This is a genomic window from Fusibacter ferrireducens, assembly GCF_015352425.1.
GTDB lineage: Bacteria > Bacillota > Clostridia > Peptostreptococcales > Acidaminobacteraceae > Fusibacter_A > Fusibacter_A ferrireducens.
In genome coordinates, this window is the sequence record NZ_JADKNH010000003.1 from 184795 (window position 1) to 201159 (window position 16365).

Consider the following 16365-nt stretch of genomic DNA (forward strand, 5'->3'; position numbering starts at 1 on the left):
ATGAAAAAGAGAGAAGATCAACTCCAAAAGGCATTTTTGCCCTCAGCACTTGAAATTATAGAAACGCCACCGTCACCCATAGGTTGGATGACCATATGGATTATCTTTTTAATCATCATAATCGGGATCATCTGGTCGATTCTTGGGCAAGTGGATGAAGTGGCCATCGCCACAGGCAGGGTGATCCCAGATGGCAAAGTAAAGGTCATCCAAACACCAGAAAGTGGCGTGATCATCAGTATGCCTGTGGAGGACGGAGAGCAAGTAGAGAAGGGACAGGTTTTAGTAGCACTGGACAATACCATGTCCAACATAGATGAAAGAATCTCCTTACAAGAATATGAGAATTTAAAACTTGAGAAAATGATCCTTGAAAAGGAACTAGAGGGTGTAATGCCAAATCAGATTCCTATAGAGGCGACTTTATCGAATCAGGACAGCACATTCATCAACCACTTTGTTGAGTTTAGAATGCAATCACTCAGTAGCCTAGAGAGTCGAATTCAAATTTTAAAAATGCAGCAAGCCTCAGCGGAAAGTGATTACAATGTTTCGATTTCCAATTACAACATAACAGAAAAGAAAATCGTCATCTTGGAGAGGGAAGTTAAGGATTTAAAAGCACTTTTTGAAACAGGCGGGACCTCTTCTTACGATTATCAAGCCAAAGTGGACGAACTGGATATGACCAAGCAACAACTTCAAAGCTTGATTCATACCACAGAGAGTACTCTTGATAAAATCAAGCAAAGTGAAGCCAGCATCTACAACGAAGAAAAGGCATATAGAGAATCACTCCTCAACTTGATTGTTCAAAAGGAGAAAGAGATTTTTGAAGCAGAGGGTGTGATGAATAAAGCCAAAAATATAGAGGAAATGCATACCATCGTTTCACCAGTGAGCGGACAAATCAATGGCTTGGGTTCAAATACCATCGGCAGTGTAATCACGGCATCTAATCCGATAATGACCATAGTGCCAAGTGACACCCCACTCATCATAGAGGGCAATGTTGCCAATGTGGATATTGGATTTATCGAAGTGGGGCAGAAGGTAGACATCAAAGTGGATACCTTTCCCTTTCAAAGGTATGGCGTCATAGAAGGCGAAATCATCTTCATCAGTCCAGATGCTTTCCAAGACGAAAACATCGGCTACTATTATAAGATCAAAGTGAAACCGTATAAAGAGTTCATGGCTATCAATGGCAAAGAAATGCACTTAAGTTCAGGGATGACCACGAAGATAGAAGTCAAGACAGGGAAACGTCGCATCATAGAGTTCTTCCTGCCAGCGGCAGATTATATTAAGGAGAGTTTTGAACTGAGGTAGGGTGGAAAACTATAAAAAAACATAGGAGGTATCCATGACGAAAGAAAGATGGCAAAAGATATTTAAAACCATAATAAGAAGCGTAACCGTAGTAGTGGTCATCATCATATGCTTAAAAGTATCACAACCCTCACCTGCATCACAATCCAAAAGTCCTACGTACAAAACAGGTGAAGGCTTCGGTGTTAGCGGGATGGTGGACCATGCGAATGAAGTGGCTAATGCTCAGGTAGAGGCGTCCGTAGCTAAATATTCAGAAGATATTAATTGGGAATATGGTGACCCAAGTCTTTATTATGAGGACTTTAGCGACATCGAAAAAGAACTTGATGAAAAATCAAATGAAATGACTGAAGCCTTTTTTAAACCCAAAGTAGATTTCCCTTTCTACTTTAAAACAAAGAATCAATATTATTTACCAGTGCTCAAGGAAATCAGAGATGGCAAGCTCAGTGTGGAGGAGGCACTGGATGACCCCGCTAGGACGATTCGTGTACTTTCTTCTGATATATACTATTGGGTGACTGATCCGAATAAACAATATTTTTTAAATAGTGATATTACTATGGCATATATTAAAGAACAGAAAGCATTAGGAATTGAGCGATATTTTCATAGATTTTTTTCTGTAATAGATGAAAGTATTGATTATGAACAGATTAATAAAAGCAAAAATGAAGAAGAGCCAATCCAATATCTAATAGATGATAATGCTAGGATAGTTATGGGAGTTGCATCTGATTTTGCATGGAGTTCTCTTAAAATGTACGATGATAATGGACTGGGGGCGTATTTAAAAGGGCAATACAATCAAGACTTTAAACCGGCATTGTTTGAATATGGTTTTGAGGAAAGTCTGGGACAATATTATTATCCAGTATCAGATCCAAGCCTACAGTTTGCTGCAACAGACTATGGCGATTTATATCTTACAGTTTTAGCACAACGTGCCATGTATGAAGAGATTGATAAAATCATAGAAGAAGAAGGCTATGGTGGGCAGATTGCACATGTATCTATACCTAGGACGATAGGTTTAACCTTTATACAAGTTGAAAAAGGTTATGATATGAGTCAAAAATACGATAATCGAACGATTATCAATGAGGTATATGACGGGGGCTATGACACGAATTTGCTCCTCCTATTAGAAGAAGGTGAAGAAGTAGACTATGCGAAACTTCAACAGATCAGTGCGAGAATACAAGATTTATTTTATACCACTATCTTTGACAATCAAGAAATCTGGCAAAGATCAGACCTTTTTATTTACTTTTACACATTACCAAAGGTCGAACACAAGATCGTCATTGATCTATTTGACAGAGATATGATCACAGAGACTTTTTTCAGAGACAAAACGAAGAGTATTGGAGATATTTATGTCAATATGTACATCACAAGAGTAGAGACAGAAGGATTTCATTATTTAGACGTGAGAGCAAAGAAGAGTGATTTTTTGCAAAGAGTATTAGGATCTGGTCAAGAAATACGGAGATTCACAATTGATGAGTTTGAAAAAAACTGCACGAGCGATACAATTTTCGCTAATTAATAGATAGAAAACAAAAAAAGATAAATAAAATGGAGGGAAACAATGAATTATACAAGTAAAACCGTTGGCTTAGAAGAGTTAAAAGAATTAGAAGGAGCTTTATACGTTATAGATCAACTATTAAGAAAAAAGATGGAATTAGATCCAACAGATCCTAAAAACTACACCTATAAAAGCATAGGTGTAAATGTCTTTGACAATAATTATGTCAGAGAAGATTTGAGAGATGAGCTTCAAAAATTGGACTTATAAGTTAGGATCTTAAAAATACAGAAAGCACATACATATGAATACTCAAATCAGTATAATGATCAAAACATATATTAAATGAGTATGAAATATAAAAAAAATAGGAGGTATCCATGACAGATGAACAAAAGCAAAATATTTTTAAAATCCTACGAATAAGCATTATGGTAATAGCTGTAATTATCATGTGCTCAAGAGTATGGCAATTCGTGCAAGTTTCAAAGTCCCAAAACGCTTTGTATACAACAGGTGAAGGTTTCGGTGTCAGCGGATTGGTGGACCATGCGGAAGACGTGGCTGATGCTCAGGTAGATGAATCTATAGTGAAATTTGCAAAGGATATTAACTGGGAATATGGCGATCCAAGTCTCTATTACGAAGATTTTAGCGATATCGAAAAGGCTCTTGATGAAAAATCAAATAGAATGACAGAAGCTTATTTTAAACCCAAAGTAGATTTCCCTTTTTATCTTAAAACGGAAAATCAATACTATTTACCAGTGCTTAAAGAAATCAGAGATGGCAAACTCAGTGTGGAGGAGGCACTGGATGATCCTTCAAGGACGATTCGAATACCTTCATTTGATATGTATTACTGGATGACAAGTCCAGATGAAGAGAGTTTTGTTTATAGTGACATTGCGTCTGAATATTATACCATTCAAGAAGAATCAGGAATTAGAGGTTACATTTATAGGTTTTATGGTGTCATTGATGAAAATATTAACTTTAAGGAAATAGAAGAGAGTCAAAATGCTGAAAGTCCTATTCAATATCTTATTGATAGCAACGCAAAATTATTTACAAGTGTAATGTCGGATAAGATGAGTGGTTATATTCGCTATTATGATGATAATGGGTTGGGCAATTTTTTAAAGAATAAGTACAATCAAGAATTTAAACCGGCCTTATTTGAATACAGCTTTAATGAAGGCCGAGCAAAATATTATTATCCAGTATCAGATCCCAGTCTAAAATTCGCCGCAACAGATTATGGTGATCTATATCTTGCGGTTTTGGCGCAACGTGCCATGTATGAAGAAATTGATAAAATCATAGAAGAAGAAGGATATGGTGGACAAATTGCGCATATGTCCATACCAAATAAAGATAATTTAGAAATGGGTGATGAAAAGAAGCACTATGATATGAGCCGAAAATATGATAATCGCAAAATAGTCAATGAGGTATATGATGGTTGTTATGACACAAGTTTGCTACTTTTATTAGAGGAGGATGAAGAAATAGATTATGCTAAACTTCAAAAGATAAGTGCAAGAATACAAGATTTGTTTTATACCAATGTTGCAAAAGATGAAGAAAATTGGCAACGGTCAGACCTTTTTATTTACTTTTATACATTGCCAAAGATTGAACAGAAGATTGTCGTCGATTTATTTGAGAGAGATAGGATTACAGAGACCTTTTTTAGAGGAATGACAGAGAGCATTGCGGATATTTATGTCAATATGTACATTGTAAGAGTAGAAACAGAAGGTTTTCATTATTTGGATGTGAGAGCGAAGAAGACAGAATTTTTTTTAAATCCCCTTGGAGATTTTGAAACTCTAATGTCTTTATCTAAAAGAGAGTTTGAAGATAGAGTTAAAACAACACGATTGATCTATTAAAGAGAGACGAATTAGAAAAAAATAGGAGGATGAATAAGATGGTAGTTACGAGCGAAAAAATAACTTTAGGAAATCTTGAAGGAGAATTAGAAAGATTAAATTCAATTCTGAAAAAAGAATTAGAATTGAATGCATCTAATCCCAAACTATACACCTACAAAAGCATAGGCGTAAAGGTCTATGACGTTAAATACATCAGAGAAGATTTGAGAGCGAAAATTCAAGATAGTGGACGCACATTAGAAGCGGAATTCAGTTATCTATCTAATTTATATGAAACAAAATGTAAATTATTAAATATCTCAGATTGGATACGCCCTGATAGTACAACTATGAATGCTGATGTAAGGTATTTGAGGGTGGATAAAATGATGGATGCAATTCATTTGGTAAAAATAGACATTTCGAAGACGGAAAATCAAAAGTCGACAATAATCAAAGAAATTATTCAAGTACAGACGCATACAACTTGGCTGAATATGAATGATGCAGTACTCAAAATTAATTCACTATATGATGACGTTTACTCCAAACTTATTGAAGCAGAAGCTAAATTTGAAGCTACATCGGGTAAACTTGTCGGAATTTATAAAAACAATGGAGAAACTGTAGAAGTTGATACTAAAAAAGTAATAGATGAAATAACAGGTGAGATATCTTACGTAAAGAAAGAAACACCACTGCATATCATAGATTTTGCATACATTCCAGATGCTCAGTTGGATACATCGCATGAAACCATAAGCATTCTTCAAGACATGATTATAAGTGGTAGTATTACAGGATACCTATCCAGATTAAGAAAAATTAATCTAAACACAATTAACAGTGACTTAAAAACTGTGCTGAGTAAGAGTATTAAAAAAACTGCTAGCTTATTAAGTCTACTTGATGATAATTTAGTTGGTGCTGAAGTGTATTTAGCTTCTAATGTAACATCCCATTTTACGGATAGTGATCGCAAACTGCTTAATGATAATATAGAAACTTTATCTGGTGCCATTAATTTAAACGGTATTTCAAAAGAAGATGGGATGCAAATTAAAGTACTTCAAAATATTATGAGTTTTCTATCTATCTTTGCTCCTGCGACGATACCAATTGCCATGGCAAGTTCAGGTCTTATCGGGCTTATTGGGTTAGGGTTGAAAACACAACAGTCTAAAGAACTTGGTATTGCTGAATTAGACCGATTTAAAGGCTTTGATTTAAATATATTACCAAATCTTCCAACTGAGATTGATGCGACTTTAGATTATGGCTTTGATAACATTGTGGCAGATGGCACTGAAAAGAATACAGTTCATGGTAACGGAAGAAGAAATGAAATCACCGTAGTTGGTGGAAATGACAACGAACTCTACGGTGAAGGTGGAGACGATATACTCATAGGCAGTGACTTGAAAAAGAAATATGCAACGGTCATTTCCAATGGAAAAGACAAGATTGTGGGTGGCTTGGGAAATGATACTATAATTGGTGGTTCGGGTGACGATCATTTAATCGGAGGGAAAGGTCGTGATAAATATATTTTCAAGGGATCACATGGTGATGATGTCATTGAAGAACAATTTGAGTTCAATATGGGGATGCCTAATGGCGTAGAGGGTGAAATTGTTGTAGATGAACTCAACAGTATGAAGCGCGTGAAAGATGACTTAATACTTTATACAAATGCGGATTCAAGTATCACTATAAAAGATTATTTCTTAGATGGGACTAAAGGATTCCTAACTGAATTTCAATCTGATATCTTGTTAGATGGCGAATCATTGGCGGACCGCGTTGAAGATGATAATATTGCGACAGAAATCTATGGTACATATAAATCAGAAACTATTGATTCTAAAACAGATAATAAATTATTTTTACCTATAACACCCCATGCCATCTATACATTGAGGGGTTTAGGGGGTAATGATCACCTAAATGGGGCTATATGTGAGGACATATTAATTGGTGGTGAAGGTGATGACACTTTAGAGGGCAAAGAAGGAAACGATACTTATATTTATGAAAGAGGCGATGGAAACGATACAATAAAAGAATTTGAGGATTTTCCGGACAGTGGTGTAAAAGGTGTAAAATATAAAAATTTGGGAGAAGATACCCTGTCCATAAATGTATCAATCCAAGATCTAATTATAGACAAAGAGGGTGAAGACCTGATTTTTAGATTTAAGAATAGTACAAGCGATTCTATAAGGGTTTTAAAATACTATGCAGATGACAATAAAGCATATTTTGATGATGTTAAAAAGCCTATAGAAAAGCTTAAAATTGGAAGGAAGACATATGATATAAGTAAGGACCTTTCAGCTGTTCAAGAACTGACTGGAATAGAAAAAGACTATTGTATTGTCAATTTGGATGGGACTAAAACGCCATTAGATTATCCGAGCGTTTACATTAAGCTTGATGGGGACGTTTTAGATTTTAAATATACGCCATATAACAAGAATGGGCATACGATGGTATCTGTAAAAGAATTTGCTGATAAAGTTTGTCCGGGGACTGTTGTTCAATGGGATGACAAAGAAAAGAGAGCCATAATTGTCTATAAAGGCAGTATTAGTTGGATTGATTATGATGATAATATAATTGATCCAGAGGGAGAAGATGCATCAGTTAAAGGAATAAAGGAAAAAATGGACGTAGCACCTGATATGGTTCAAGAAGTAGGGACAGAGGATCATAAACTCATGGCACATGTGGGGGTGTTAAGTAAGATTTTCAATTTAAACGTAAGTTGGGATGGCGAAAATAATACTGCTGTGTTGAAAAAGCGTGATTCGGATGATGGACATTATCAACAGGGTGATAATGATGATGATACCTTGTACGCTGGAAATGAAGGCTCTTATATACTTGGTGGCAATGGAAACGATCTTATCCATGGTGGAAAAGGACGGGATACCCTAGTTGGAGGACAGGGAAATGACGTAATATATGGATATGAGGGTGATGATTATTTAGACGGCGATGAAAATTACGGCGTTGAAGAGGGCGGTAATGATATTCTCCATGGTGGAGACGGCAATGATTTGTTACAGGGAGACAATGGTGATGATATTCTTTATGGGGATAATGGGGAAGACACTTTATATGGTTGTACTGGCAACGATACTTTATTCGGTGGTGCTGGCAATGATCATTTGTTTGGAGATCACTCTTCTGATGATTTTGGCAATGATACTTTATATGGTGGTGAAGGTGATGATCAGATATTTGGATACTCTGGTATTGATATTATGTATGGCGGTGTAGGTAATGATTCTATATGGGGTGGTGATGGAAATGACATTTTACATGGAAATGTTGGAAAAGACACCTTATATGGAGATGCTGGAGATGATATTATTTATGGAGATGAAGGCGATGACTGGATTTGTGGTGATGGCGGTAATGATGAGTTGTATGGTGGTTTCGGAGATGATGAATTACATGGTAGCTATGATGATAACATATTATATGGTGGAGAGGGCAACGATAGGTTTTATAGTGGATATGGGAATGATATCTTAATGGGTGGCAATGGTAAAGATGATATTAACAATAGTGGTAATGATGAATATTGTTTTTACAAAAATTATGGTGTTGATATCATTTATGATTCTAATTTGGACACTGATAATAAAGATGTAATAATATTGGGAGATATGAACACTGAAGATGTGCAATTGAAACGCAATATGTCAAACTTAGAGGTTCTTATAAAGGGAACTGAAGACAAAATAATCGTAGATAGACATTTTGTGACAGAGGAGATTACTATAGGGAACGAAATTCAGCATATCAATCATAGAATTGAAGAAATTCATTTTAAGGTATATGATGATGATGGTTTGCATGAAACCATATGGAATGCAGCTGATATAGAGGAAGCACTTAAACATATCAAGGGTACAGATTCAGATGAAACCCTTGATGGTTATGATGGAGATGAAGAAATAAAAGGTTATGGAGGAAATGATATACTCAATGGAAATGCAGGTAATGATTTGTTATCTGGTGGGAAAGGCAATGACATGTTAAATGGTGGAACGGGTAATGATGTGTATGAGTTTGAGATAAATGATGGTTACGATACGATTTATGAAGATGATTCATTACTTGAAAATAGAGATGACATCAAAATTATAGATGACTCCAATAATATTTCTTTTAAAAGAGAAGGGAGTGACTTAACCATAAAATATGGTTCTGATGATCTAATTAGAGTAAGTGCTTGGTTTAATGGCGCATCACATCAAATTGAAAGAATTTTTGATTCGAATTCAAATGTGCTTTTAAATACGCAAATCAATCAACTGATAGAGGAAATGTCCGGATTCCCAATGGGCGGATATGTTTCTTGGGAGAATTTCAATGAATCTGATAGTAACAATCATGAGAATAATTTTTTCCCAACAATAGCGTCAGCGTATAACTAAAACCCAAAAAGCATCACAACGGCCCAATCATAAGCCATTGTGATGCTTTAAAATTTCTCTAAAAAAACAATCTACCACGTACTATTGATGTTTCAAATCCTTATCATTAAAAACCTCGCAAGATTTCAAAATAGCCGTTTTTAGATTACTCTCAACCGTTTCGGCAGCGGATGCTAAAGCAGAATCTCCAAGTAAGCCTATCAGTGAAGTCGGTCTAGGCATCCCCACATAAACATCTCCATGATTTTCGTAGACGATGATCTTACAAGGTAAGAAGAACCCCGCTTCATGGTTGACGTTTAAAACATCCCGTGCTTGTTTTGGATTGCATACTTCGAGAATGGTGTACTGCCTATCATAATCCATTCCCTTCTCAATGAGTTTGCCTTTTAAGTCAAATGTCCATAAGACACCGAATTCATGTTCTTTTAAACTCTCCACAAGATCCTCAATGGTATCTTCAAAAGACTTATGCGATTTCATTTTATAATTGACATTCATAAGAGCCTCCTATAAATAACCGTACATTAAATGCGTCATTTAGGAGTATACCCATATTAGAAAAAAATGAACATCAATTGATGATGAAAGCATCATAATATAGAAAATATATATCAGCCAAAATACCACATATTTTTCGAATAAGAAGCTATTTACGTTGAAAACTAAAACGATTGATTTTCATTTGGATAAAGGCTTCGACAGCTTCCATCCGCTTAGCGTCTTTCTCCGTGAGGATTGTGTAAGCCACCCCCATATTGCCTGCTCTGCCTGTTCTGCCGATTCGATGTACATAGTTTTCGGCATCATCTGGCAGGTTGTAATTGAATACATGTGAGACACCGTCCACATCTAGTCCGCGTGCGGCAACATCTGTCGCCACAAGATATTGAATCTCATCATTGCGGAAAGCGGTCATAACCACTTCTCTTTTAGCCTGTGTTAAATCCCCATGAAGCGGCTCAATGCTATAGCCTTTTTCTTTAAGGGCTTCATATAGGGCGTGTGTACCACGGCGACTTCTACAGAAAATGATCGCCTTTTGAGGATAGGTTTGCTTGAGTAAAGCCACGAAGTCATCCAGCTTGCGTCTCCCTGAAGTTTCTAAAATGAATTGTTCAATGGCATCCAGTGTAACCTTGGCTTTAGGTGCCACCACAGTTTTGGGTGACTTCAAATAATCCTTTGAGAACTGATCTACTGTGTCGCCAATCGTTGCTGAGAAGCAAAGTGTCTGATGTATATCGGGGACATAGGAAAAGATTTCAGCTAAATCTTTTTTAAACCCAATGTGAAAGAGTTGATCGGCTTCGTCCACAATAACTGTTTTTAATTTTGAAAAATCAATGCTGCCACGCCTCAAATGATCTTGGACTCTCCCAGGTGTACCAATGACAAGTTGAATTCTGCCTTGAAGTTTATGAATTTGTGCAAGGACATCTTGCCCGCCATAAGCGGCAAGTGCACTCACTGGTATGATTTCTGAAAGTTGATCGGCCACACTGCGGATTTGAATGGCGAGCTCGCGTGTGGGGGCGACAACCAAAGCCTGTATATGATCATCTTCCAAATTGATTTGTTGAAAAATAGGAATCAGGAAGGCTAATGTTTTTCCAGTTCCCGTTTGAGCTTCGGCAATAAGATCATGTCCTTTTAGAATTAAGGGGATGCTCAATACTTGTATAGGTGTGGGATCAATGATATTTTGAGTCGATAGGGCGTAGACCAGATCGCCTTTGACACCGAGTTTATAAAATGACACTTTGGACCTCTTTCTTTAAATAGCATTAGTCTCTGAATATAACATTGTTTTAACAAAGTCACAATTGTGGAGACATCAGATTATTATATCAGATAATACAAGTAATGGCACAATAAAATTAATAAAATATCGAAATAGTTTGACAAGACAGGCTTAACATGATATCATTAATCGTTGCTTAAATTAGTAGTAAAGAATTTAACTGGGTATTTTATTGTATAGTATGATCCTAATTAAAGTTATTTGTTGCAAAGATTTAAGGAAAATAAAAATTAGGAGGTACGCGTTATGATGAACGGTACAGTAAAATGGTTTAACTCAGATAAAGGTTTTGGTTTTATTACAGGAGAAGATGGTAGAGATGTGTTCGCACATTACTCTCAAATCAATGCAGAAGGTTTTAGAACATTAGAAGAAGGACAAGCGGTAACTTTTGAAGTTGCTCAAGGTCCTAAAGGTCCTCAAGCTGAGAACATTATGATCGCAAGATAATTATAATGGAGCCCTGTGTGAATGCACAGGGCTTTTTTAATGCAATGCAACATGAAGAACTCGCTTTTAAAAGGCGATTTCTTCATGTGAAATAAAGTATAAAAAAGAGTGTAAAAAAAGAGACCCACAGGGTCTCTTTAAAATTTATGATAATCGTTATAGTAATATAGAACATCTGACGATGTTATTTGATGATTCATTTATGATGATTTATTTTTGATGTTCATGAAATGATTGAGATATAGTCACTTTAAGTCTCTCTTCAATAGCTTTGAGCATCTCTTCATCTCTAGGCGTTACAAAAGTAATCGCTATGCCATCTTCTCCCATTCTCCCTGTTCGACCAATGCGATGTACGTATATTTCGACACTTTCAGGCATGTCATAATTATAGATATGCGTGATGCCGGTGACATCAATTCCCCTTGATGCAACATCGGTTGTGATGAGGTATTGAAACTTGGCATCTTTGAATTGACGCATGATGCGCTGTCTTTTGTTTTGAGAAATATCGCTGTGCAATTTTTCGCAGGTGTACTTTAAGCGCTTCATTTCAGTTTCGAGTTTATCTGCTCTGATTTTTGTCCGGCAGAAGATAATGCCGAGAAATGGATTGGTTTCATCCAATGTCTTTAATAGTGCTTCCATTTTCCAACGATCTGAAACCATAATTACACGTTGCTCTATAACGTCTAAAGGTTTAGAGTCAGAGTGCGCACTTAGAATTAGGGGGTTTTCCATATATTTATAGGCTAGCTTTTTGACTTTAGCATCTATTGTGGCGGAAAAGCAAAGAACTTGCGCTTTAAACTTACCCAAATATACGATTTTATCGATGTCATTTCTAAAGCCCATGACAAGCATCTGATCAGCTTCATCTAAGACAAAGGTTTTCACTTTGGAAAGATCAATGGTTTTACGATCTAAGTGATCTATTAAACGTCCAGGGGTTGCAATGATCATATGGACGCTGTGATTTAATTTTTTTAACTGACTTTGAAGATCTTGTCCACCATATATGGACAGCACGTTGATGCTGAGATCACCGGTGATTTTTTTAGCTTCTTCGGTGATTTGAATGGCGAGCTCCCGCGTTGGGACGAGAACAAGTGCTTGAACAGTTGATGAAAGCGCATCTATGTTTTGCAGAATGGGCAATAAAAATGCAAGCGTCTTTCCAGAACCGGTTTGCGCTTCTGCAATGACATTGCGCTGATTTAGAACCTCTGGAATGGCAATGTTCTGTATAGCTGTAGGTATGGTGATGCCTATTTTTTTAAGTTTGTCAGACCATAAGGGGTCCAAACCAAGCGTTTCAAAATTGTTCATAGTGACCTCAGTTTCCATATTTGTTTTTTAACTTGATAAGCATATCATATATGAAGACTTAGTCAAGGGCAATTTGACTAATATCCAATTATTTGGTAAAGTATAAGTACGTGTGAAGTAGAATATGTGAGTATATAGACTTGTAAGTAACCATATGTCTTTGCAATAAGGTAGATGATTATGAGCCGTCTTAAAAGATAGAAAACATACTTGAAAAACTAGTCTAGAACTGGGGTCTGCACAGGTTCGAAAGGAAATGTGCTATGCTATGAAAATGGCGTAAAGTGAGTCAATTGGCGAAACTTAGGCACTCTAACTCTATTGAAGGGTTAGAGTGCTTTTTTTTATAAAGTGAGGTTGATTTATCATTGTTTGAAGAATGTCAGCTTTAAACAATGATCTATAAATTCAGTTTTAAGATTTTAATTCATCTTGAAACGCATATGATAAAAGAGGAGAAGGAGAACATTTATGAAAAAGAGTGGTAAAACACCGTTGTTGAGAGCAAGACAAGTGGAAAAAGTATTAAATGTAGGCGAGATATACATTAAGTTGGAAGGCGCTAATCCAACGGGACACAAATATGATCGAGTAGGTGAAATAGTCATTAAAGATGCTGTTGCAAGAGGTTACGACAGCGTTCTGGTGAATGGTTCCGTTAACTATATCAAATCTTTGATATATTTTGCCGAGTTGAGTGATGTGAAAGTATTCATACCGCAATTTAAAAATGAAATGTGGAAAGTCAAACGATTTAAATCCGAAATGCTTTTAGACTTAAAGACTCATATGAGAAAAGACCAAATTGCAATTTTAAAAGAGATTGCACTTGAATCTCATTATTATCTCAGTGTTGAGGGGAGATTGAGAACGCAATTGAGTAAGACTGCACTTGAAGAGATTTCAGAGGAAATTGTAAATCGGTTGGATCATAATGTCACAACAATATATACTCAGCTTAACTATGGGTATACCTTTACGAGTATCTATAGCGTTCTGTTAAAACATTGGATTGACGGAAAGCTTGAACAAATTCCAAATATTGTTTGTGGGACGCCTAAGATTGGAGAGTCTTATAGTGAAGCGGAAGCCAATTCAAAGGAGCCTTCAAAATGGGAACCTGTGGATGAAAAATTACTTTCGGATTTAAAAAAATCTGTTTGGGAGACAAGCGGCAGGCTTATTTCTGTGGAAACAGAAGAACTCAATGAAAGTGTGAAATTTTTAAGAAAAATGGAACATCTAAAGGTCACTGCAAATGAAGCCTATGCTTTTGCGGCTTTTTACAAACAAGTTAAATCGGGTGAAATTGAAAAGGGACGACATGTCATTATCCTCAATGAGGGCAGAAGTGATATCAAAATTGAAAATATCCATGATTTTGAAGAAGTATCTAAAAAAGAGCTCGTTGAATACACGCGCCAATGGTTAGCACAGTACTCAGATTCCTCTTTGGAAACGGAAGATGCAATTCAAAATGCCAGCGAGAGAGGATTTATACTATTGGCCTCAAGGAATGGAGAGTATGAGGGTATTTGTGTTGTGGTCAATCTGGGCTTTAAGGATTTCATCCCAACATATCATTTGGCTTACATTGGGACTGAGAAGGGCAGTAAAGGAAGAGGTGTCGGAACGGAGCTGATCCAAAGAGCACTGGACTTAACTAATGAAACACTGTCATTACATGTAGATTTAGACAATAAAGGGGCCAAAAAACTATATGAGAAATTAGGATTTAAACATAAATATAACCGCATGATCTTTCAAAAACAGTAATATTTTATTCTATGGTGTTTTACTATAGCATCTTATGTTATGATTTTAATTTGAATTTCAGTGATGTATAAATTGGGATCGCTTGAAATGAAGTGGTCGATGAGAACGCGTTCCAGTGCATAATGATCGAGTTTTAAGTGATGGTGGTTGGCAAATTGCATGAGTTTTTTATAGTTTTGAGGGGCATCAAAGTGATCACCTTTAAAGTAGAGCGTGAGCCACAGGCCTTCAGGTAATTCGGAAATCAAACTGGAATTGCTGTCATGGCCTTCTGAAAGATCAAGATATAATCCTGTGAATTCAGTGGGATGTCTTCGGTCTAATGTCGAAAGATCTACAAAAAAGCCAATATCTCCGATAAAAAGACTTGGGGGCATGGCATCATCTTTCTCAAATTTGAGCATGGCAATTTCCCAATCCAGTGGTTCTCGGATGTCTTCGTTGAGCCTTAGGATAGGGCGCCTTGAGAGTGGCTTGATCGTGATTTTATCGATGTCTTCCAGTTGATGTATATAGGCTAGAGATTGCATTCTTTTCTCTAGTCTTTTTTCTAGAAACTCAAGGTGTTTCATTTTTATTCTTGTTTGGTCAAGTTGATTGGCAAGAATATTGAGATAGTTCTCCAGTGATCGGTTTTCCAGATGTGCCTTTATTTCTTGAATGGAAATATCCAAATGTCTTAAGTAACTGATCAAGCGGAGTTCTTCTATTTTTTCTATGGTGTAATAGCGATAGCCATTTTCAAGTTGTCCCGAGGGCTTAAAGAGACCAATTTGATCATAATATCGAATGTTTCGTGTTGAGATGCCAACGATTTCAGAAAGTTCTTTGACAGATAATTGTAATTTCATAAAGGCCTCCATATATTTTTCTTTATTGTAACACAACTGACTTGACTTTACACCTACTGTAAGGTTTATGATAATGCTAATACAGAAGGAGGCGAATGATGAAATATACTGTTAATCCGTGGATTTTTGAATGTAATCCAGATATTATCTTTGGCATTGTAATTGGCAAGGGATTAAAAAATTCAGAGACGAGTGAATCAGATACCTTAGAACTAGAGGCAGCTGAGCGCCTCCTTAGAGAACGCGTTTCGATAGATGAGATCAAAACACATCCAGATTTTTTAGTGTATCGCAACGCACTTACAAATGTGGGGATTAATCCGAACAAGTTTATGAACTCTGTAGAGGCTATGGGCAAAAGGGTCATTAAAGGAGATCAATTGCCACGAATTAATGCACTTGTTGACCTTTGTAATACATTGTCATTAAAAAATATGATCTCATTAGGAGGCCATGATCTTGCTGACATAGATGCCGATCTCATGGTCCGAAAATCCGTGGTCGGTGATGAATTTCTTCCCTTTGGGAAAGAAGCGTTTGAACAAGTGCCGCCAGATGAAGTCGTCTTTACAAGTGGTAACAAGATTCAAACCAGACAATGGCTTTGGAGACAGAGTGAACTGGGCAAGATGACACTGGATACAAAGGATGTCTTCTTCCAGATGGTAGGATTTAAGGGGGAACATCTTCATAAACTCCAGGAGACTGTCAATGCACTGGAAACATTGATTGAAACTAGATTTGAAGGCACTTATGAAACCTTCTTTGTGGATGCAGAACACAATGCAATTGAATTTAAATACTGAATATTAGGACGACAAGTAAAAATAAAGCGTCTCTTTAAAATGCGACATTGAAGTGCACACCATGGGTTAGACCTAAAATCTAGCGTACTTGGGGCACTAGATATGTGCTATTTTAAAGGGGCGCTTTTCTCATGGTATAGGAAGAGAAT

12 protein-coding genes are annotated in these 16365 nt (G+C 36.5%); 8 read left to right on the forward strand and 4 right to left on the reverse strand.

Going from position 1 to position 16365, the window contains the following annotated elements:
* The 5 genes from ISU02_RS05950 to ISU02_RS05970 all read left to right on the forward strand — a co-directional run bounded on the left by ISU02_RS05950 (position 1) and on the right by ISU02_RS05970 (position 9200).
* Complete coding sequence (locus tag ISU02_RS05950; protein ID WP_194700890.1) at positions 1-1332, forward strand: HlyD family type I secretion periplasmic adaptor subunit; 1332 nt, start codon at positions 1-3, stop codon at positions 1330-1332.
* Between the two features lie 34 nt (positions 1333-1366).
* Positions 1367-2887 carry a hypothetical protein gene (locus tag ISU02_RS05955; protein ID WP_194700891.1) on the forward strand — a complete coding sequence of 507 codons (1521 nt, stop codon included), beginning with the start codon at positions 1367-1369 and terminating at the stop codon, positions 2885-2887.
* A 42-nt stretch (positions 2888-2929) separates the two neighbouring features.
* Positions 2930-3139 carry a hypothetical protein gene (locus ISU02_RS05960; protein WP_194700892.1) on the forward strand — a complete coding sequence of 70 codons (210 nt, stop codon included), beginning with the start codon at positions 2930-2932 and terminating at the stop codon, positions 3137-3139.
* A gap of 110 nt (positions 3140-3249) precedes the next feature.
* Complete coding sequence (locus ISU02_RS05965) at positions 3250-4767, forward strand: hypothetical protein (protein WP_194700893.1); 1518 nt, start codon at positions 3250-3252, stop codon at positions 4765-4767.
* Between the two features lie 38 nt (positions 4768-4805).
* Positions 4806-9200: a stalk domain-containing protein gene (locus ISU02_RS05970; protein WP_194700894.1), complete on the forward strand. Its 4395-nt coding sequence runs from the start codon at positions 4806-4808 to the stop codon at positions 9198-9200.
* Positions 9201-9281: 81 nt separating this feature from the next.
* Here the strand turns inward: ISU02_RS05970 and ISU02_RS05975 are convergent, their stop codons facing one another.
* Positions 9282-9701, reverse strand: coding sequence for a DUF302 domain-containing protein (locus ISU02_RS05975; protein WP_194700895.1), 420 nt, complete (start codon positions 9699-9701; stop codon positions 9282-9284).
* Positions 9702-9849: 148 nt separating this feature from the next.
* Complete coding sequence (locus tag ISU02_RS05980) at positions 9850-10962, reverse strand: DEAD/DEAH box helicase (protein WP_194700896.1); 1113 nt, start codon at positions 10960-10962, stop codon at positions 9850-9852.
* A gap of 291 nt (positions 10963-11253) precedes the next feature.
* On the opposite strand from ISU02_RS05980, the gene ISU02_RS05985 reads away from it, so the two are divergent.
* Entirely contained in the window at positions 11254-11454 is a 201-nt protein-coding gene (locus ISU02_RS05985; protein WP_323985020.1) for a cold-shock protein, read from the forward strand.
* Between the two features lie 210 nt (positions 11455-11664).
* Here ISU02_RS05985 and ISU02_RS05990 read toward each other — a convergent pair whose 3' ends face one another.
* Positions 11665-12783, reverse strand: coding sequence for a DEAD/DEAH box helicase (locus ISU02_RS05990; RefSeq protein ID WP_228727737.1), 1119 nt, complete (start codon positions 12781-12783; stop codon positions 11665-11667).
* A 471-nt stretch (positions 12784-13254) separates the two neighbouring features.
* Between ISU02_RS05990 and ISU02_RS05995 the strand changes: the two genes are divergently transcribed.
* On the forward strand, positions 13255-14559 hold the full coding sequence (locus ISU02_RS05995) for a pyridoxal-phosphate dependent enzyme (RefSeq protein WP_194700899.1): 1305 nt from the start codon (positions 13255-13257) through the stop codon (positions 14557-14559).
* A gap of 32 nt (positions 14560-14591) precedes the next feature.
* Here ISU02_RS05995 and ISU02_RS06000 read toward each other — a convergent pair whose 3' ends face one another.
* Positions 14592-15410, reverse strand: a complete 819-nt coding sequence (locus ISU02_RS06000; protein WP_194700900.1) for a MerR family transcriptional regulator — start codon at positions 15408-15410, stop codon at positions 14592-14594.
* A gap of 98 nt (positions 15411-15508) precedes the next feature.
* On the opposite strand from ISU02_RS06000, the gene ISU02_RS06005 reads away from it, so the two are divergent.
* The gene (locus ISU02_RS06005) at positions 15509-16216 is read left to right on the forward strand and encodes a B3/B4 domain-containing protein (protein WP_194700901.1); all 708 of its coding nucleotides are present in this window, start codon (positions 15509-15511) and stop codon (positions 16214-16216) included.
* The last annotated feature ends 149 nt before the right edge of the window (positions 16217-16365 follow it).